We start from the raw sequence: 22170 nt of genomic DNA, 5'->3' as shown, positions 1-22170 counted from the left end.
CTTTCAAACAGGTACCTTTATCTTTCTTTTGATGTTCTTACCTCTTCTATTAATTCTATGGGTAAAATTATTTATTTTAATTGAATTAAATATAAATCATGACTCATCACCTATAATTTATAACTTATTTTTACGAGGTTCTATATTTTTATTTGTCTTTATTAACTGGACAGTAATTTAATTTATGGTTATCAATTTTAAAAAGTCATTATTAACTGCAACTATAAATCCATTTTTCGCATCATCAACTTTCCCTAGCCTAATCGGTTTTACTTTTTTTACATCTCCAGGAATATTTAATCCTGAAATATAATTGCTTACTGGTGTAAAGTTTTCAGTTCCATTTCCTTTCAAAAACAATCCTTGACCAGCATCGTTTCTAGGAGTTTCCGTTTCCGAATTAAATAGGTTTCCTGCAATAACTAGGTCATTTAATCCGTCGTTATCAAAATCATTATAAAGTATTCCAAACACCGATGAAGCCTGTGCTTCTCTTGGAAGTTTTACCAAATTAAAGCGCTCTTTGTTGTTAATTAGTATACTATTAGAAAATGTATGTGCTTTTAAATGTGTGGCATTTTCTAAAGATTTTGTATCATAAACATCTTCTAATGTGGCTAAGCCAAAAGCATTATAATTCTTAAATTTATTTTTGAGTGCGGGGATTTGCTGTGTTGAACATTCTTTTCCTCTTAATGGATATAATGTATCATTTTCATAAAAACTCAATACGATATCTAAAGAACCATTATTATCAAAATCATTAGAATATAAATTGAACGGCGCTTCTGGTGTCGTTTTGTATTTATAATTCTCGCCTAAGTTACCAAGTAAATAATCCATGGAACCATCGTTATTCACATCTGCTTCTGCTATACTAAACCACCAACCATTACTTTTATCGAGTCCAGAATTTTGTTTCAATTTACTTAGTGTTCCGCTATTGTTTTCGAAAATTGTAATGGGCATCCATTCTCCAACTAATATTAAATCTTTTACTCCATCACTATTATAATCTGACCAAATGGCATCTGTTACCATTCCTGGAAATTCCAAATCTGTAGAATGATTGGATGTTACATCTGTAAATTGCCCATTTATGTTCTCAAGTAAATAACTACGACTTGTTTGCGGGTATTTACCTGGTAACAACCTACCGCCTATAAATAAATCTAAATCACCATCTGCATCAAAATCGTTAGCTTTAACGACACCACCGCTTGCATGCATTTTAGGTATAGATTTTGTTGATTTGGTAAAGAGACCTTGACCATTATTAATATATAATCTATCTTGATAATATGGATGATTGATAGGCATTTCATTACCACCACTTACTACATATAAATCTAAATCGCCGTCATTATCGGCATCAAAAAATAAGGCATCTAAATCTTCATGTATACGATCAGTAATAATTTGTTTTTGATTTGTTTTTGTAAACGTCTTATTGGTGTTCTGAAGGTATATAGCTCCTTCATAATTCTTGCTTCCTCCTATAAAAAAATCGTCTAAACCGTCTTGGTTAATGTCTCCAACTGCAAGTGCTGGTCCAAATGTAGACATCTTATGTGGCAGAAGTACTTCACGTTTAAAATCGTTGTATCCGTTTTCCATGTGTTCATGGGATAAACCATACGCTTTAGTAATATCGGAGAAAAGAAACGTGTCTTCTTTTTCTTTAACTAGCGATGGTTCGGTAGCTGTATTATAGTTTATGGATACTAATTGGTTTGCTTCAACCTCTGTCATTTCGTTCACTTTACCATCAGGCCAAGTCACTCTTAATGTGTCAATTATTTCATTATTCCCAAGTCCAAAATGTAATTTAAAATCTACGCTAGATTGATAACCGCGGCTAACATGTTGCTCAATAAATTGTTTTCCGCTATTTGTTTGTACCATAACCTTTGCCCCAATTCCATTTACATTTAATGGGTTGCCATTAAGTTTTACTTTGATATAATGGTTATTTGATATTTCGGTACTATTATTTCTATAAACATGGGCTGGTTGGTCCACATTGTTTATTACTAAATCCATATCCCCATCATTATCGAAATCGGCATATGCAGCTCCGTTAGAAAATGAAGGTATATTGACACCCCAATTTTCATTCTTTTTTTCAAAGCTTAATCCATCAATATTTTTATAAACAAGATTTACCGCTTCTTCTGATGGAATCTTATTCAATATTTCTTTCACTAAAGATTTTATATCTGGTCTTACTTTTTTCCTTTCAATCTCAAATCTTTCTTTTCTATAGGTATCGTAATCTTTATTATTGGTGTTTTTTCGTATTCCATTGGTTATGAATAAATCCTTAAAACCATCATTATCTAAATCTACAAATAGAGGTGCCCAACTCCAATCTGAACTTGCTAAACCCGCCATGGGAGCAATATCTGAAAAAGTATGGTTCCCATTATTCATTTGCAAAGTATTCCGCATATATTGATAATGCCCACCAACTTTCACCAAAATATCGAATGCTTTAGGATCCATAGACGCCATATTAGTCTTCCTCCCATAATTTGTTGAGGATTTCATATCTACAACAAATATATCTTGCCAACCATCATTATTAATATCTGCCATATCTACTCCCATTGAAGAATAGGATATGTGGTTCATTGCTTGTAATGCATTCTCTTTAAAGGTTCCTTTTCCTGTATAGTTGTATAAATAGTCTCTCCCTAAGAAATCATTACAGACATATATACTTGGCTGTCCGTCATTATAAAGATCTCCTACGGCTACACCAAGACCATCTCCAAGTGGCGATTGTAGAATTCCTGTTGATTTCCCAACTTCTGCAAAATGACCATCTGTATTTTTATATAATTTATCACCAATGTTGGTATCGTCCTCATAATTATCTAAATGTCTTGTTAGTTTTTTTATTGGGTCTATGGCATGATTAAGTAAAAACATATCTAAATCACCATCAATATCATAATCAAAAAAGGTTGCTTGTATAGAATTACTGCTATCATCAAGTCCATATTCTTTGGCGTTTTCAGTAAATGTTAAATCACCATTATTAATAAATAATAGGTTGGTTCTATTTTGTGGGTGTACTCTCCCAGATCTACAAACATATATATCTAAAAGATTGTCTTGGTTAATGTCCACCATAGTGACACCTGTTTTCCAACCAGAAATAGTATCTAATCCAGATTCTGGGGTGATGTCTTTAAATCTGAACCCTCCTTTGTTTAAAAACAACTTTCCAGTCTTTTGATTGGCACTTAGATATAAATCTACTAAACCGTCATTATTTATATCTCCTACTGCAACTCCACCACCATTATAAAAGTTGGTATATGTTAGAATATTGTCGTTTTGCCCCAGTCCTTCTTTAATATCGTTGGAAAAATCTATACCTGTTTCTTCTACTTGTAAAAACTCCAACAGAGAAAGGTTTTCTACCTTTTTTTTATCACAGGCAACTACGACCAATAAAAGAGTACAAAAAAATAGAATTTTAGATTTCATCATTCCTTTTTTAAAATATCAAAACAATATATCATTAAAGATGTATTCTTTAAATGACTTTAGGCTTAACTTATGAATAAAATCATTTTGTTGTGTTTTAGTTTATAATTTATTTTTTTAGATTAACAAGATTAAAATCAGTATATCACTTTAATAATAGAGGTAACTTTAATATGCTAAAGGCACCTCTATTAAATACTAAACAAACTCAAACTAAATTTATTAAAACCTTAATACCCTGGGTTTTGTTCTAGATTTGGATTAAGTGAAACTTGAACTTCTGGAATTGGGAATATCCATTTATGGTCATCAGTGGTTCCTGATTTTTCTGTCCATGTACCACTAAGAAATGTTCCAAATCGTATTTGATCGGTTCTTCTAACGCTCTCCCATTGCATCTCACGCCCTCTTTCCTCCAAAATATCATCTAATGTTACATCAGTTAAAAGTGTTGCATTTCTACTTGCTCTTATCTCATTTATTATGTCTAAAGCCGTATCGCTACTTGTTCCTCCACGTAAAATCGCTTCAGCTTTCATTAATAGTACATCAGCATATCTAAAATGTACAATCTTAGTAGGGAAATCAGGGATATTTTTCATAAGCTTATATCCGGCATTAGGATCTGCACCAAGAAGTTGTGTTTCTTTGACATAATTTACACCTTCAAGCAGTTCTCCATTTTTCCTGTACTGTTGCCCTACAAGTATCCCTTGAGGAATATTCAGGGCATCATCGCTAGGATCAAAATCATTGGAATCAAATACATATCCAGTAGTTCCTGGACCTTTTCCAAGTCTATCATCACCTGTATCATAAAGATCGTATAGCTCAGGCGTAATAGAAAAACCATTCCATCCTCCCTGACCACTAGATAAATAAGGAAGCCAATAAGAAAACATATCATTAACTGAAACAAAAATATTTTCAGTACCAGATGCTCTCCAATTAAGATAATAATCGTCAGTCAATGTATAACCAGCATCTATAACTCCATCGGCTGATGCAATGACTTCATTCATATCTGTTGTAGAAAAATTAAAACTACCTGGAGCATCGGCTTCATAAACTGCTTTGTTAAGATAAACTCTAGCATTTAAAGCATAAGCTGCTTCTTTTGTAGCAACATTATGATTTGCAGGTGCTGAAGAAGGTAAAGCAGTAATAGCATCATTCAAATCTTGAATTACTCTATCTAATGCTTCCTGTCTTGAAAGGATTATTGGATTAATTTCTACGGGTTCATCAACCTCTCTTATTGGTACGACTCCAAACAAATCCGTTAATTGCCACATAGCATATGCTCTAAGAAACTTTGCTTCTGCTATTTCCTGATCACTTCCTCCCCAAAATAGCACTTCAGAGGCTGCAAAAATATTACGATTAAGACTTGTCCAAGCTGCATTTACTTCTGGATGAGTAGGCGTCCAATCATGTGAATGAAGACTTCTCCAATTTCCACCATCAGCCCAATCGCCAGTTGTTCTAGTAGGAGGAATATGTAAATCTGATGTTACATTCTCCAACGCATGAGCATTATTATATGCGCCATAGACACCAGAAATATTTAGATATAAAGCACTCAATATTTCTGTTGGGTTACCTCCTTCTTCTTCAGGTATGATTGAATCTATATTATCAATTTCAAGATCAGTACAACCAACCAAAAAGGTACTTATTAATATTCCTAAAGATAATTTTCTTGATATATTTAAAATTTTCATGATTTTAGTTTTTTGGTTTAAAAGCTTGCATTCAGTCCAAAAGAAATGGTTCTTACCCTTGGGTAGGGCGTATAATCAATTCCAAATGATGGTATACCATCAATAGGTTTTGAAGTATTTACTTCTGGGTCTTGACCACTATAATTTGTAATGGTAAATAAGTTTTGACCCGTTAGAGAAAATCTTAACGACCTCAAAGCCGAGTTTTCTCCCAATTCTAAATTATAACCAAGCGTAAGATCTTGAAGCCTTACAAAATCAGCTTTTTCTAAATATAAGGTAGATACGTTAAGTGGGCTTGTACTAGTCTCAACCCCAGATAATACTTCGTTTGTTGCATTTCTCCCACTTGAAACTGATGGAGCATTAAAAAATGCATTTGCAGTATTACTATAAATAGAATGACCAAATTGACCATTAAAAAAGATACTCAAATCAAAGTTTTTATAATGAAATGTATTGGTTAATGCCGCCGTTGCTGTAGGTAATGGTGTATCTCCCGTAAACTTTGTTTCACCAAATGTGGCTTCACCTGAAGAATTAAATCCAGTAAACTCAGGTAAATAAAACGCATAAAGTGATTGTCCATTTTGAACTCTCTGAACTGTTGTTCCTGAAAGTCCCTGCCCTTGAATAGCACCTGTTTCTAAAAACCCGAAATCAAAATTCTCCACTACATTATCATTAAACGATGCATTGGTTGATATAGTCCATCCAAAATCATCTTTATTAATTACATCGTATTCTAATTCGAATTCAATTCCTTTATTTATAACATCGGCATCAAGATTTTGCCATACAAATGCTTGTGGCGCTGGTTCTGCTGCATTCAATTGCACCAATAAATCAGTAGTCGTCTTATTATAATAATCTACAGAGCCTCTTAGCCTATTTTGCATAAATCCAAATTCTAAACCAAAACCTAATTGCTCCGTCTCTTCCCATTTAAGACCTTGATTTTCAAACGTTACATTAGAAATCCCTCCTGGAGTTATTTCACCAGTTATAGCATTAAGGGTTGGACTACCATATCTTTGCCTTCTTGTATATAGGTTATGTGGGATGTTTTGATTTCCTGTAACTCCCCATCCAACTCTTAAATTCAAATGAGAAAAAACTGATGGTGCAAAAGATTCTTTAGAAATTTTCCATTTAAAAGCTAGTGATGGAAATACACCTGTAGTATTGTCACTTCCAAACTTTGTAGATCCATCAAACCTCACAGTAGATGTTAATAAGTACTTCTCCTTATATACAAAATTCATTCTTGTAAAATAAGATTGTAATTCGTCTACAGTCCTAAACGTATAATCAAGTGTAGACAAATTTGCCGATGTCATATTATTTAACATTACATCTAAATCTGACACTCTAAAATCAGCAGCTTGTAAACCACTTCCCCATGAATCAAACCTTTGATAAGAATACCCTAACAGGGCATTAAAATCAAGACCTATTTTTTCAAAATAATTATTAAATGTAAAATAGTTCTCCCATATAATATTGTCGGTTTGTTGAGTTCTAATATAAGCCCTACCATTACCATCATTAACATCAATACCGGGAGCTACTAATTCATTGGAATATGCTGAACTTCTGGTAGATGATGATCTATCTATACCATACACAGTCTTAAATGAAACCCAGTCGGCAATTTTAACATCAGCACTAAAACTCCCAAGGACCTTTAATGTATTAGAAAAATCTTTACTTAATTCTAAAAATGCTAATGGATTAGGATTGTCACGATCTGGTTGGTAAAAGCTACCATCTGAATTTCGTACTGGCCATGTAGGATTGGTTTTTAAAGCACCTGCTAATAAATCTCCTTGATGATTTGAATTATCCGTAATAGGTGAATGGTCATCTTCAATATCTGATATTGTAAGTTGTGTTGAAATCTTGATACGGTCTTTTAAAAGTTTTTTAGAACCATTAAATCTACCTGTAATCCTTTCCATACCACTTTGCTTTACAATACCTTCTTGATCTGCATAGCTAAAAGAAAATCTATAATCTCCCGACTCATTTCCGCCTCCATAAGATAATTCATGTGTTTGAGATATGGCTGTTCTAAATATTTCGTCTTGCCAATCTGTATTTGCTCCTTGATTAATATCTGGGTCTGTACCTCCTGCACGTGCGTATCCTGCTAAAAATTCTTCGGCATTACCTACATCATATTTTTCTGTTATTTCACCTACACTAAATGTATATGAGTAATCAAGACTTCCTTTTCCGGAACCTTTTTTTGTAGTAATAATTACGACACCATTAGCACCCCTTGATCCATATATAGCCGTAGCTGATGCATCTTTTAAGATATCTATACTGGCAATATCTCTAGGGTTAATAAAGTTTAGTGGATTTCTTGCAGAACTACTTCCCGATCCTGGCGTTGAACCCGAAATATTGACATCGTCTCCCGAAAGAGGTACACCATCAACTACAAACAAAGGTGAGTTCCCACTTCTTATAGAGCCTGTACCACGTATTCTTATACTAATACCACCACCAGGTTCTCCACTATTACTAGTTACTTGAACTCCAGATGTTCTTCCTTGAATAAGCTGACCTGGAGATGCTATTAAACCTCCATTCATGTCTTCTGGCTTTAACGAAGAGACAGCTCCAGTAGCATCACCTGCCCTAATTTGTCCATATCCAATAATTACAACTTCATTTAAGCCTTCAGCATTTTCTTCTAAAACTATATTTACTGTATTTTGATTGTTTACATTAACTTCTTTTGTTGTATATCCAATATAAGAAACTATCAATATAGCATCTTTGTTTTTTAATGTTATTGAATAATTACCATCAAAATCTGTTTGAGTACCATTAGTAGTTCCTTTTTCAAGAATGTTTGTTCCTGGTAATGGAATCCCATCTTTATCTGTTATAATACCAGTTACTAATTGTTGTAATTCTTTTTTTGGCTTATTTAATTCATTTGCTTTTAATGCTGAGACATCTTCTGTTTTACTTTTGAATAATAAGATTTTCCGATTTTTAATTTCGTACGATGTGTTAACATCTAAAAATAGTTGATTTAAAATTTTATCTATCTTAACCTTATCAACATGAATTGATACGACACGTTCTAAATCAATCGATTTTGTTTTAAAAAAGAATTTAAATTCAGTACTTGTTTCTATTTGGTCTAACACCTGTTCAATAGAAACATTATTCATGCTAAGTGAAACCTTCTTCTTTTGTCCGTAGGACTCATTCGCCTGAAGGGCAAAAACTGTACTAAATAAAAAAAGTAGAAATAATCTCATTTTTAAGTCTAACTTAAATATCCATGATAAATATACCTTGGATTTCGGTGGTTTTTTCATAATTTTGAATGTTTAATAGTGATTGCTCATTTTTAGTGATCGCTTGACCGAATCGGGAAATGTTACAGCATTTTCCGATTTTTTTTATATCTTAAAAAGAAATGAATGCCAAGTGATAGTTTAATCAGAAATTTAAATTTATTTACATAATATTGGTTTTAGTTTATTATAATTTTATTGTCAAATACTTGGTATTGTATATCATGTACTTTTTTAAAATATTCAAATACCTGTAATATACTCTCATTATCTACTTCTATTGTTGCATTAAAAGATTCATTAGAAAGCATTTTATTATTATTAATGATAATGACATTATAATTTCTTTCTAGTTTTTTAATGATAAGATCAAAAGGTGTGTTTTTAAAAACCAAATTACCATTCAGCCATGCTGTATAAATAGTTGTATTTACTTTTTCTTTAGAAATTGTTTTACCCGTTCTATTGAATGAGCCTTTAAAACCAGGTTTAAGAATCACGTTTTTTTCGTCACCTACACCAACATGTCCCAGACTTACAGATCCGTTTGTAAGTACAACATCGGTTGAATTATCTTCAGGATAACTGGAAAGATTAAATTTGGTTCCAAGAACCTGAACATTTAATTCTTCTGTTTCTACTTTAAAAGGGTGCTGTTTATCATGTGCTACCTCAAAAAAAGCTTCTCCTTCTAAAAAAACTTGTCTTTCTTCTCCTTTAGGAAATTTTATAGGATATTTAAGTTTACTGCCCGAATTGAGATACACCAAGGTTCCATCTGATAAAACAAGATCAAATCTTTTACCATAAGGAATTTTAAGAGTGTTATAAATGACTTCATCTACCTTGGTCTGGTTATCGTCATATAATAATTTGCCGCTATTTTGAACACCAATAATCTTCCCTTTAGATTTTAAAACTTTGTTAACGTCGCCTTCTGAAATTACAATAATTTCTCCATTTTCAAGTTCAAGTGTTATTTTTTCTTCTTTAACAATGATAGGTTCATCAGTTGAATATCTTGATTTAATATTTATTAGAAAATACCCTATACTAATAAACAGTATAGCTATCGCAGCATATTTGAATGTTGTCTTAATTTTTTTTCTGAGGAAGAAAACCTTATCTGCTTTTATCTCTTTTTGTAAGCGTTTCTTAATTTCATCTTGATCTGGGTTACCCATGCTTAGTTTTATTAGATAATATGTTTTTACAAATTCTTTAAATATTTTTTTGTTTGATGGGACTTCTATCCAACTCTGAAGTATGTCTAATTCTTTTGCATTAGCTGAATTAGTCAGGTATTTTACAATAAGGTTTTGAATCGTTTTAATAGCCATTTTAATTTGTCATCATACACTAGTAATACAAAGCAGATTAACGATACCCTTATTTTTTTGTTATATTTTTTTATATATTCACACTTTTTAAGGGCTAAAAATGCACATATAATAAATTTTCATGGATTCTACGGCAAATACTAAACTAATTGATCGATTAAAGAAAGGAGAGGAAAATGCTTATATGTATTTATTAGAAAAATATCACAAAAGATTGCATGCCTATTCCATGTCACTGATTGATAATCATGCTTCAGCACAAGATATTGTTCAAAATGTATTTTTAAAAACATGGAAATCACGTAAATATCTTGATAATAAATTTTCTATAGAAAGTTTTCTTTTTAAGTCTGTCTACAATGAATTTTTAAATACTTATAAAAAAGATAGGGCTATTATGCTTTTGCAGATGAAATATTACGAATCTTTAGAAGAAATTGTAGAAAACACAAATGATAAATCTTTGGAAAAAATGGTTGAACTTGTAACCAAAGAAATAGAAAAATTGCCTCCAAAATGCAGACAAATATTTAATTTAAGTAAAAAAGAAGGTCTTACCAATATAGAAATATCTGAATTTTTGAATATTTCTATAAAAACAGTGGAAGCACAAATAACAAAGGCTTTTTGTGTACTTCGAGAAAAATTAGGAACGAAATACGAAACTATTATGCTTATATTTTTTACAAGACCCTCAATATCTTAAGACTCTTGTATTAGGCTATTTTAACGTGAGTCGATTTAATAGATATGAGTTTTATGTTGATTTTCAATTAATTAACGACATGTCAGGTCGAGCGCAGTCGAGACCTAATGAAATTTTATGAGTTTATATTAACCTCTCGACAAGCTACACTTGCTACTCTCACTACAAAATATATTTTGTAGCTCAGTAATGCTCGAGGAGACAAGCATTAATTTTATTAGCTAAAAGGAACTTTAAATCGAACTCACGTTATTTTATATTTAGTATCGTTACAAGTTTTTAAAACTCAATATTTTTCATTCCCTACTTAATTGTTAGCTCCTTTATTTCTCCTTTTTTCAAAGATATTTTTCCTTTAGATTTTCCTTGATATGCAAGTCTAAATGTCCCTTTTTGATTTGCACAAATAGTAGCCTTAACCAACGCGCCATCCTTCCATTCCATATCTACTTCAAACCCTCCACGAGCACGTAATCCTTTAATTGATCCATCTGCCCAAGCATCAGGAAGTGCAGGTAATAAATTAATTTCTCCATTATGACTTTGTAATAGCATTTCTGCAATTCCGGCAGTAGCACCAAAATTAGCATCTATCTGAAATACTCTACCGCTATTTAGTAAACTTTCAGACAAACCTGGAATAACATATTTATTAAGTGATTTATAAGCATTATTCCCCTCACCTATACGCGCCCATAAACAGATTCTCCATGCTCCTGGCCACCCATCATCAAACCCACGTTGAATTAATGAAACACGTGCTGCATCAAATAACTTTGGCGTATCTTTTGAATTGATTTGGCTACTTGGAAATAAACCATATAAATGTGACACATGTGAATGGGGATTATTTGGATTATCCCAATCTTCCTGCCACTCTTGGAGTTGACCATGACGACCTATTTTCATAGGAACTAATCTTGCTCTTGTTTTTACTACTTGTTTTTTAAATTTTTTATCGATCCCCAATATATCTGATGCCAAAATGATATTAGAAAACAAATCATTTAAAATCTGCGTATCCATAGTTGGCCCAGCACAAAGTGACGTTCCATCTCGTCCTATACTAAGACCATCTTTTGTTGTTCCTCCATGGCTATGCTCTGGGGATATAGATGGCGAAGTAATTAAATAACCATCTTCATTTTCGATTAAAGTATCCAAAAAGAACGCCGCAGCACCTTTCATGATTGGATATGCCTTTTTAAGAAACTCAACATCTCCCGTATATAGATAATGTTCCCAAAGATGCTGACATAACCAGGCACCTCCTGTTGGCCACATGCCCCATTGTGCACCATCTACTGGAGCTGTACCACGCCATAAGTCGGTATTATGATGTGTAACCCAACCATCTGCTTTATAATGTGTTTTTGCTGTACTTTTTCCTGGTTCTTGAAGTTCATCAACCATGTGTAAAAAAGGTTCATGGAATTCACTCAAATTACATACTTCAGCTACCCAATAATTCATTTGGATATTGATATTGATGGTATATTTACTTGACCAAGGTGGATTAATAGTGCCGTTCCAAATACCTTGTAAATTTAAAGGTTGAGTTCCTGATCTAGATCCTGCAATCATTAAATAACGCCCGAATTGAAAAATTTGTTCATCTAACAATGGGTCTGAAGCACCGTTTGAAACTTGATCGAGTCTTTTATCGGTAGGAATATTTTGGTTGTTTTTTTCACCTCCTAGATCAATCGCAACGCGATTAAAAAACTTTGTATAATCTTTAATATGCCTTTGGTATAACTCTTCAAAAGACTTTCCTTCTACACCCGCCATATAAGAATTAACTTTTTTTATTGGGTCGCCACTTACATCTTTATAATTTTCAAAGCTCGTAGCTGCTACATATACTAAAGTTACTGCATCTGCATCTCTAACCGAGATTTTATTATCATGATAAATAACCTCACCTCCTTCTGCTAACACTTTTACTTTAGCAGCAAATTTAGTTCCTTCTCCTTCCCAAGGTCCAATCAATCCTCGCTCTTTTCTAGCTCCTAATTGCCCTAACATTAATAATTTATTATCTTTTATCTGGGTAACGGAATTGTGAGGGCTTGTTAATAAAAGATCAAAAGTAACTTTTCTTTTAGCATTACTTTCTACTCGCATCACAATAGACTGATCTGGATGTGAAGCAAATATTTTTCTTGTAAATTGGGTTGAACCTATATTGTAAGTAACTTTACTAACTGCTGTTTCTAAATCAAGTTCTCGTTTATAATTCTGTGATTTTGGACCTTGTGGAAACATCAAAAACAAATCCCCAAAGGGTTGATAAGCCATTTGCTTAATTGGAGAACCTAACATTTTTTGTGCCATGTCCTCCGCTTTAATATATTCACCTTTATCTAATAACTCCCTTACCTCTGAGAGATGTTGATAAGCATTAGGGTTATCATAACTATGTGGACCACCACTCCAAAGTGTTTCTTCATTTAATTGAATGTGTTCCATTTGAATACCTCCGTATACCATCGCACCAAGTCGCCCATTACCAATAGGTAATGCTTTTGTCCATTCTGTGGCTGGTTGTTTGTACCAAAGCACTAAATCGTTATCTTTTATCTTTTTTTCTTCTTGAGCAAAAGAAAGTGTTTGAAAAAAAAACACCAATAATAATAAACTTCTACAACTGACAGACCTATAATTTTTCATTTTTTATGAGTTATGTAATTTAAATATTTAATTTTTCAAGTTGATTCGCCGTAATGCTCCAACCTCAAAGTTGTTGTTTTTACCCTTGAAAGAAATGGTAACTGGCACTTCGTTATGTAAATAGAATTCGTCACCCTTTTTCTCTACAACCACATTTCCATTTTCGCTAGCTGAAATCGTAAACCCTTTTGCGCTAAGCTTATTTCCATTGCCCATAAACAATACTAAATCACCATTCTTATCATTTCCAACCAAAGCGTAAGTCGCATTGGTAGACATGCCGTTATAACTTGCCGTTTTACCTCCATACGAGGAGAATACGTAATCTTCACGTCCTGATTTATTAGTAATATGCAAACCGGCAAAATCCTTATTCCCATTTTCATCATCGAATCCAACTATGGATGAAATACTTTTTCCTTCTTTCGAGGTATAAGGTTCATATACAGAAATAAAAGGATGTTCCCAGGCTTCTCCATGTTGCCTTGCTGCAAGGGTTAAATAGGGTGCTTTGTCTACTTCATACGGAATATTAGTCCCTTTACGGAATGCCTTATTAGGCGGCGATTTTATGGTGAATACTTCACGTCCTTCTGTACCTTTCATCCACAGGTTCATGAATACATCATCTTCGCCATCTGGCATATCTATTTTCCATTCTGCTTGATAATCTTCGTTAGTGCGAACCGATTTTTTATCCCACATATAATCGAAAGCATATAAATGCCCTCCTGCAAAACCCATTTCTTCACTTGGTGTTAATTCTAGAGGATTGCTTTTTACATCACTCACCTGCATACTTTGACCAAGGTTATGATAAAAATAATCATGAAATTTATCTCCTTTACGTTGTTTTTTTGAACGGAAAATATCGATATAATAACCTGTAGTTTCACCCGTTTTCACAATACTAACAAGACGACTTTGATCGCTACGGGTTTCTGGTTCTAAAAAGTAAACATCAGAATAGGTAATGTCTTTGTAGAATCCTTGTTTTTGTTCTGATTTTGGATATTGCCCCATTAAATCAAACGCATGGTAACTCAACATCTCGGTATACGAAGAAACTCCATCTACCATAACGGTATTGTGTGCTGGAAACTGCGAATAATACTCCAAATATTTTGGTTGAAGATAACTAGCCCCTTTGCCAGGATCGGCTCCTTGTACAAATCCTTTTCCGTATAATTCCATATTAATACCATTGGCATGCATGTGGTTACCAAGTGATCCGTTTAATGAAACCATCATCCCATCCTTTCCTGTTCCCATACGCTGTACATGCCAACTTACATTAGGTGCATAAAAGGTTTGGGTAATATAATCATTGATATCTCCTATTTCGTACTTTGGATTCAACACCAAAGGTTTACTTGCAAAAAAAGAAGATAGATTAGTTCTTGGTCTTCTTCCTCGACGCGACCTACCTGAACTTTCTGCAAATAGTTTATACATCCCTGTAAATTCTTCTTCTAACTTTTGGTTATTATTTTTCTGGGCAATACGAATCATATCACTAATTGCTTCTGTATTAACAGAACCATAATAGGAATCTCCAAAAGCAACCGTTTGTCCATTGGGAAATAAATACTGAGGCAACATTTTTACGGCCTCTGGAATAACAGGAGTATAAGGCAATATGTTATGATCGAATGTATTATCAAAATCTCTTATAAAATTAGTAAGGTCTTTGGTAACACCTTGTGAATAGCCAGGACATTCAGCCCAAACGCCATTATTTTCGTCATAGCCATAATCGATAAACTTAGTAAGTGACCATTGTCTAGCCGACGTCACATTTAAAATATAATCGATATAGTATTCACGCCCCTTTTTGTCTTCATAATTTTTGTTATCTTGTAATACCATCGCCGCTTTTAAAATGACTTTTGCTTGATGCAGGTTCCAATTGTTTTGTGGCACACCATTTTTTATAATCTGATCGGTCCATCTTTTAATGGTGGTATCGTACATTTCAATTTTATCTGGGTGATTTGCTTCAATATATTGATGCAAAAAATCGTAGAGTTCTGCTATACTAGTAAGAACGCCTTCATGTATCACTTGAAAATTAGTAAAACCAACAAGTGTTTGAATATGGCCATTGAGTAAATCAATAGGTTCACTTCTATAAGACATGCCTTCCATATATGTATGAAACACATCGAAGGAAAATTTCGCAAAACGTTCATCTTTTTCTAGCCAGTAAATAAAGGATGCATCTCTAGCCAGTCCTATAATTTCCTCATTAATAGAGTAAATGACTCTTCCTGTTTTAGATTGTGCCACCCACTCAAAAGGGTTTCCTTCCTTATTCTTGTTAGGTAAATACAAACCACGGGGGTCATCCATATACGGCAAAACATCCTCCAGTTTTGGTTTTCCATAAGGAGTAGTATAGTCACGTGAGCCAACAAATCGAACGGTTGGCACGGGGGCTTCGCCATCTGCGTGAGAATAATTTATGCCGTTTATGTATATATTGGTTGCTTTTGTTTTCCAGTGCATTTGTAAACGTGACACCATCCATTCTTTATCGGTGACATGACGCTCAACATGAGTATCTATACGTTCATGAATCCCATTAAGAACTTGTTTAGCCCAAGCTTCCTTTTTTATAGTCTTTTGCAAGTCTTTTTTTCCTTCTTGCGTAATATGCAAACGCGGATACCCTTGCTCTAAATTTTTTGGAAGTGGAATCTGTGCCTGTGACCATTTTCCAAGGGAAATCAATGCTATTAATACTAGTGTCTTTTTCATCTTTAATTTATATTTTTTATTTCTATTTAGATATATTATTACTTGAGTATCACATCTATTAGTAATACTTCTCCTTTACTCATAATCAATGATCTGTAGTTCTCACCATATTGAGAACTTTGTAATTTATCCCCGTGATTCGTTTTTATACTTTCTAATTCTCCAGGAAATTTCAAATCAAAATTTGCATCTCTTTCCGCCACAAGTTTTAGGTTGATTTCTTTCTTATCCATGTGCCATGATGCTGAAACTCTAACTCCAACACGTGTTAACATATCATTAAAATCACCTTTTTTCCAATCAAACGGTAGTGCTGGTAGGATATGAAGCATGTTCACCTCAGAACCACATAGCATTTCATAAACGGCTGCTGTAATCCCAAAGTTAGCATCCATTTGAAAAGGTGCCGACTTACCCCAAAAGCCACTGCCTGTAACACCCATATAGCGCCAATCATTATGATAGGTAAATAAGTTTTGTCCTAAACAACATCTTGCCAATATATCCAGTGCTTCTTTTGATTTATCTCCTTGTCCCAAACGCGCATAAACATTTGCCATATGTGCAAGAGACCAACCCGTTTGCGCCTTTAATCCAATTGTTTTTCGCTTTTCGATCGCGACTCTACAGGCTTCATATATTTCTGGATTAGATTCTAAGGTTACTTCATGACCTGGGAAAACAGGATATACATGAGACTCATGTCTGTGCTCATAGTTGTCTTTAAAATCAGGGTGTAACCACTCTTTCATAGCGCCATCTTCATTGATCTCATAAGCAGGCATATCTGCTACCATTTTTTTCCATCTTTTCACTCCATTGGCCTCAATACCTAGAAGTTCACAAGCTGATATCAAATTCATGAAAACTTCTTTGGAAACGGCTACAGCCATGGTAGAGTTGATCTGAATTCGAATACTCTCATTTTTCCCAGTCTCGGGGTTAAACCACACCTTATCTTTCGGCTGATTTTCAGGGGATTCAGAGGGAACAAACATATTCTTACCATTTTTATCTTTAATGATAAAATCTTCATAAAAAAGGGCGACTTCTTTTAAGAATGGTACTGTTCTATTTTCTAAAAATTCTTTGTCTCCAGTGAATAAATAATAGTCATAATAAAAAGATGCTAGCCAGCCTGCAGCTTCAGTATAATTAATGGTATGCGCTTGATTCTCGACAGTTATCGGATTTGCAGGAACCATGAAGGGTGGAATGTAAATCCCTCTGCATCCCCACAGTTGTCTGGCATTGTATCGAAATCCCTCAATATGTGCATCGAAATAGTCGAAGAAGGCCATCATTGATTCATTCAAATTACCTGGCATGGCTTGCCAATAGTTCATTTGAAGGTTTTCATTATTTCCGAGGTGACCATGCCAAGGTGGTGAGTAATCACCATTCCAAATCCCTTGTAAGTTGGCTGGATACCCTCCTGCCTTGCTACTCGATATCAAAAGATAGCGACCATAGTCAACCAGCTTTTGAACCAACACACCTGACGCGCTATTTTGATAGGCATTCAAAAGTAATCTTTCATTAGGGGTATCTATTTCTCCATTAGTATTTATGTTGACTGTAACTCTATTAAATAGTTCACTATGAACGTCCTTATGACGAGTGAATAATGCTTCATAATTTGCATCAAAACCTGAAAGTTGATCTTTTATTCTAGGCACGGCTGTCGCTCCTTGTTCATTGGCATAAATACCCACCAAAACTATTAATTCGTCGGCATCGCTAAAGGTAATTTGCTCACCGGTTCGATGGGAAGAAAAATGCATTTTCTGACCTCCTTTTTGGCCTGTCTGTCCATTTTTGGCTATCACTCTGGCTACTCCACCAAATTCACCACCATCGGTTCCATCTGCTCGAAACTCCACAAATTCCCCATCTATAATGGTCTCAAATGTAAAACCTGGATCAAATTGTTTTCCTCTGATGTTAACAGCATCCGTAAGGTCATGAATATCCAAAGTAACTGCTCCACTAATAACGCCCTTTTTATTGGCTTTAAGGGATAATACAGATATATCGTCAGGAATAGAAACAAACAAACGCCTAGCATAACTTGTATCTCCACCCCTCCATTTTACTTCCACCTCGCCAGTTTCAAAATTGAGCGTACGTGAATAGTCTTCGAAGAGTTGTTCTCGTTCCATCGTCAATATCATATCAAAAGCTGGATGGTAATCGGCATGCTTACCATTGAAGCCCTTCTCCTTCATTTTGTTAACGTAATGCATATTGGCCTTACCATATTCTCCTGCCAACATCCATTTACGAACTACAGGCAATTCCTTAGACATATCAGGCAATTTGGATCTTGTACCTCCAAACCATAGTGCACTATGATTGAACAAGATTCTTTCTGTCCCGATTGAGCCATATACCATGGCACCAATAGTACCGTTACCAGATGGAAAGGCCTCACGCCATTGCGACGATGGAGTAATCATGGTAAGTCCTCGTCTGTATGGCGAATTTTGCTCTATTTGAACGTCTTTCTGCTTTACTTCTTCACAGCTAATAAAACTGATAAGGAAAGAAAAAATTAGTAAGGTTGTTTTTTTCATAATTGTTATAGAAATATTAGATCTATGTTTTCTTAATCCAGTAAAGCTTTCCAATCTCCACCAAAATAGGCTTTATCAATTCTATCTGGTTTTAGCCCCTTTTTTATTCTCTTAGATTGATCTAGTAAATCCATATAGATATAGAATTGAAGCCAGTAACCATAATTGTATTTTTGATATTCCGATTTTGGGTCTTTCATAAAAGCATACCAGTTTGTATTTAGCCCTTGCTGAGTAGCCACTTTTAAAGCAGTTTCTGCCCGACTCCAGATATCATTGGACATTTTAGTATGTAATGCTCTATAATCTTCATAGCTCATTTCTGAAGACTTGATGATATCGCATTTGTCATCTATTTTCAATTTTAAAAGAGAGACTGTCTTGTCAAAAATCGTATCTCCGTCAATATCAATTGCTATTTGATCTAGGAAACCATTACCATCCGTATCTTCATATTTAAAAGTACTAAAGGGACTAAACGTTTGTTGAGACCGTCTGTGCTTAGGCTCATAAAAATCCTCCACTCCACCCCAGGATTGATAAGCCCAGGCTAATTGATCTACCCTCCAAGCTCCCCATTCTGCTCCATAGAGGTGTATTCTACCATCAAATTTAGAAAGGTAGATATCTCCATTGCCACTATTGTCCAAGTCCCACTCACCACGGTCTCCTATGGCGTCGGCTTGAATATGATCATCCAACCCTCCCCCTAAGGTATCTCCTCCATCTATCCATGGATTTCTCCCCCCCACTTTGAAAAGGTGCTTTGGGAAATAAAACTCCACTCTTTCCCAACGTTCACAATCATCATCCTCATCATATACAAAGAATACATTATCCCATTCTCCCCTGTTGAATGTTAAATCCATGACACTCTCAAATCCTGGGTAGATTAGTTCTGAAACCTGCCTCCATCGAGGATCTCCAATAAACCTATCCGATTCCTCAACTCTCTTATTTTCAAACTTGTGAACTTGATCCATATAGTCAAATCCTTTTCCTTGAAACCTAATAGACATGTCATAGTCATACTCGTTCCCAGGTGCATTGTCATTATCTAAATCATAGGTTATTCCTATATAATTTATGATCCCTTCGGTATACGATACATTACGATCTGCTGGTCTATCTACTGCCCTAATGGCCATTTCAGTTAAACCATCATCATCTTGATCAAAAAACAGAAAGGGGTTTTCCCAGTTCAGCCTTAAATCTTGCATACGATCTGTAGTGCCATGCGCCTTTAAGAATGTACTCTGTCCTGAGTAATCCTCAATAAAATTCGATCCTCCTTCATGGAGCCAAGCACGAAGCCGAAAGGTGTTCCAGTCAAAATAGTTGAATACGTTATCCTTATCAGAGTCTATCATCCACATATAATGTGCCCCTCTTCTTGTGCCTCTAGGTGCATTATCTACATAGAGCTGCATATCCGCGAGTCCATCATCATCCGTATCCACCCAATCAAAAGCTGCATCGTTAATATCACAGTATTTTCCATCCTTGTTGATATCGATTAACAAGCAGTCACTATCAGTATCTCCTTCAAAGTCACTGTCTTTCATATCATCATCATCATCGATCCACATAATGGGTGTATTACCAATTGTTACCGAGTAAATAATATCAGGATCTCCGTCTCCATCTAAGTCTTCAAAGATTGGCTTATAATCATGAGGTGGCGGTGGTAGGCGATAAGAAATAAGTGGCGTGTTATTATTCCAATAGTTATTTATTAAACGGTTTTGCTTTTGCGCAAGCAATTCTGTAGAAAATGAGTTAACAATTAAGAGGCATGTTGTTAGATGTTTCATAATGGCACGGAATTGGTAAAAGTTAAAAATACCTACCTATCAACTCATGATTGACAATTGCTTTTCTTACTTCAAGCATATCAACTAATCCCTGATACGAATACACTTTTTTCCCTCCTGGTTCAACAAGTAAAGTATAAGGAAGTGCTCCACTCCATTTTGGGTCTACTAATTCTATAAGTTCGTAAACATCATCTTCAGAATAGATATAATTTTTAACGCCAGAATGTTCTTTCTGTAAAAACTTTAAAACACTTTCTTTTTTTTCTATTTTGTCAGTAGAAATAGAAATGAATTCAAAAGCCTTATTGCCATATATTCTTTGCAGTGTCAACAAATCTGGATATTCTGTAACACAAGGTGCACACCATGTAGCCCAAAGGTTAATAAGCTGTAGTTTTTCTGTGTTATTGGCTAATAATTCTTTTACAGCTTGATTGTCAATTTCCTCTAAAGTAACATCTCGTTTTTTCCATTTAGCATCAACTTTTTCCCTGTTTGCTCCTTTCCACGACCATTTTGTTGAACATCCAAATGCTTTTGTTTCAGGGTTGCTCACTTCTTTTCCCGCAAGTAATTCGTCTACAGCTAGTTTCAAATCTTCAGAATTACCACCAGTACCTGGTTTTTCTTTTTTATCAATTCTTCCTTGATATCGAAGTTTTCTTTCTTTATCTAAGATGAACACATGCGGTGTTGACATTGCGCCATAATTTAAAGACATTTCCTGCTTGTCTCCGTCGTAGAGATAAGGAAAATTAAAACCTTTATCTTTTGCTCTTATAATCATATCCTCATACGAATCATCAACATCTGTCCATGCGCTTTCTCCATACATAAGCCCTATAGGACTAGCTGAATTTATAGCTACGACTGCAACTCCTTTCTCTTTATATTCCTTTGTAAACTCAACCATTCGGTCCTCATATGCCTGAGCTGTTGGACAATGATTGCATGTAAATATTAGTACAATTATTTCTGAATCCTTGAAACTTTTAAGGTTATAAAATTTACCATCAATATTTGGTAAATTAAAATCAGGAGCATCAGAACCTATTGAAAGCGTTTTTACTTCTCGCTTTTCGATTTCCTTCGGATTTGGTGTAAATGCAATATTTGAAGACTCTTTTTCTTTTTCTTTTTTATTAGAGTGATTACATGAAGAAAACATTATTGCTAAGATAGAAAGTAGGTATACAAATTTGAGACTAAACAATTTCCCTAAAGCTTTCATAATATTCTTAAATTAAATTAAACTGAATCGGTTTGTATAGTTATAAATAGTTTATTCTTGAAATTAAGCTTCAATTTTTATGATTACTATAAATTCTCTACTATTATTCTTCCTACTTCTTTTCCTTGTTCATTGAACCCTAATTCATTGTAATAAATCAACAACTGAAGCTGGTGCCACCCCAACACCTAAAGCACTAATTCCAAGAATTTTAATAAATTCTTTACGTTTCTTTTCTTTACTATATAATTAAAAATATCAACACATACATCTTTATTATTCAATGAATGCTTTCATTGGAATAACTTCATCAAATTCTTAAATATTAATACTATTACGGATAAACAAAAACAACTAATAGTTCTCTTTACCATTATTTGGCATTTTTTAAATACGTAAGAAATAGCATTCAATATTATTTATTTTTTAAGACAATCTGTATAAATCATCATTCAAGGTCTATAAATTATAGATTTAAAATGCCACAATAAACCAAATTAACTCTATTTAACATATAGAAGA

The 22170-nt window shown here is 34.1% G+C and carries 10 protein-coding genes; 1 reads left to right on the top strand and 9 read right to left on the bottom strand.

Features of this window, described 5'->3' with window-relative positions:
* Window positions 1–177 precede the first annotated feature (177 nt).
* The 4 genes from Q4Q35_RS18435 to Q4Q35_RS18420 form a co-directional block, all read right to left on the bottom strand.
* Window positions 178–3501, bottom strand: a complete 3324-nt coding sequence (locus tag Q4Q35_RS18435) for a VCBS repeat-containing protein (protein ID WP_303279497.1) — start codon at window positions 3499–3501, stop codon at window positions 178–180.
* A gap of 227 nt (window positions 3502–3728) precedes the next feature.
* Window positions 3729–5222: a RagB/SusD family nutrient uptake outer membrane protein gene (locus Q4Q35_RS18430; protein ID WP_303279496.1), complete on the bottom strand. Its 1494-nt coding sequence runs from the start codon at window positions 5220–5222 to the stop codon at window positions 3729–3731.
* Between the two features lie 17 nt (window positions 5223–5239).
* Window positions 5240–8506 (bottom strand): SusC/RagA family TonB-linked outer membrane protein, encoded by a 3267-nt coding sequence (locus tag Q4Q35_RS18425; protein ID WP_303279494.1) that lies wholly within the window; start codon window positions 8504–8506, stop codon window positions 5240–5242.
* A gap of 218 nt (window positions 8507–8724) precedes the next feature.
* Entirely contained in the window at window positions 8725–9885 is a 1161-nt protein-coding gene (locus Q4Q35_RS18420) for a FecR family protein (protein ID WP_303279493.1), read from the bottom strand.
* 121 nt (window positions 9886–10006) lie between these two features.
* On the opposite strand from Q4Q35_RS18420, the gene Q4Q35_RS18415 reads away from it, so the two are divergent.
* Entirely contained in the window at window positions 10007–10591 is a 585-nt protein-coding gene (locus tag Q4Q35_RS18415) for an RNA polymerase sigma factor (RefSeq protein ID WP_303279492.1), read from the top strand.
* Between the two features lie 303 nt (window positions 10592–10894).
* Here the strand turns inward: Q4Q35_RS18415 and Q4Q35_RS18410 are convergent, their stop codons facing one another.
* Genes Q4Q35_RS18410 through Q4Q35_RS18390 form a run of 5 tightly spaced genes read right to left on the bottom strand, consistent with a single transcriptional unit; the run spans window position 10895 to window position 21585 of the window.
* Window positions 10895–13264 (bottom strand): glycoside hydrolase family 95 protein, encoded by a 2370-nt coding sequence (locus Q4Q35_RS18410; RefSeq protein WP_303279491.1) that lies wholly within the window; start codon window positions 13262–13264, stop codon window positions 10895–10897.
* A gap of 27 nt (window positions 13265–13291) precedes the next feature.
* Window positions 13292–16024: an endo-acting ulvan lysase-like protein gene (locus tag Q4Q35_RS18405; RefSeq protein WP_303279490.1), complete on the bottom strand. Its 2733-nt coding sequence runs from the start codon at window positions 16022–16024 to the stop codon at window positions 13292–13294.
* Window positions 16025–16062: 38 nt separating this feature from the next.
* A complete protein-coding gene (locus Q4Q35_RS18400) occupies window positions 16063–18600 on the bottom strand; it encodes a glycosyl hydrolase family 95 catalytic domain-containing protein (protein WP_303279489.1) in 2538 nt (845 codons plus the stop codon).
* A 32-nt stretch (window positions 18601–18632) separates the two neighbouring features.
* On the bottom strand, window positions 18633–20414 hold the full coding sequence (locus Q4Q35_RS18395) for a hypothetical protein (RefSeq protein ID WP_303279488.1): 1782 nt from the start codon (window positions 20412–20414) through the stop codon (window positions 18633–18635).
* A 22-nt stretch (window positions 20415–20436) separates the two neighbouring features.
* Window positions 20437–21585: a redoxin domain-containing protein gene (locus Q4Q35_RS18390; protein WP_303279487.1), complete on the bottom strand. Its 1149-nt coding sequence runs from the start codon at window positions 21583–21585 to the stop codon at window positions 20437–20439.
* Between the last annotated feature and the right edge of the window lie 585 nt (window positions 21586–22170).

Source organism: Flavivirga aquimarina (genome assembly GCF_030540835.1).
GTDB lineage: Bacteria > Bacteroidota > Bacteroidia > Flavobacteriales > Flavobacteriaceae > Flavivirga > Flavivirga aquimarina.
Note: the sequence above shows the minus strand (reverse complement) of the source record. Positions and strands in the feature narration are given on the sequence as shown.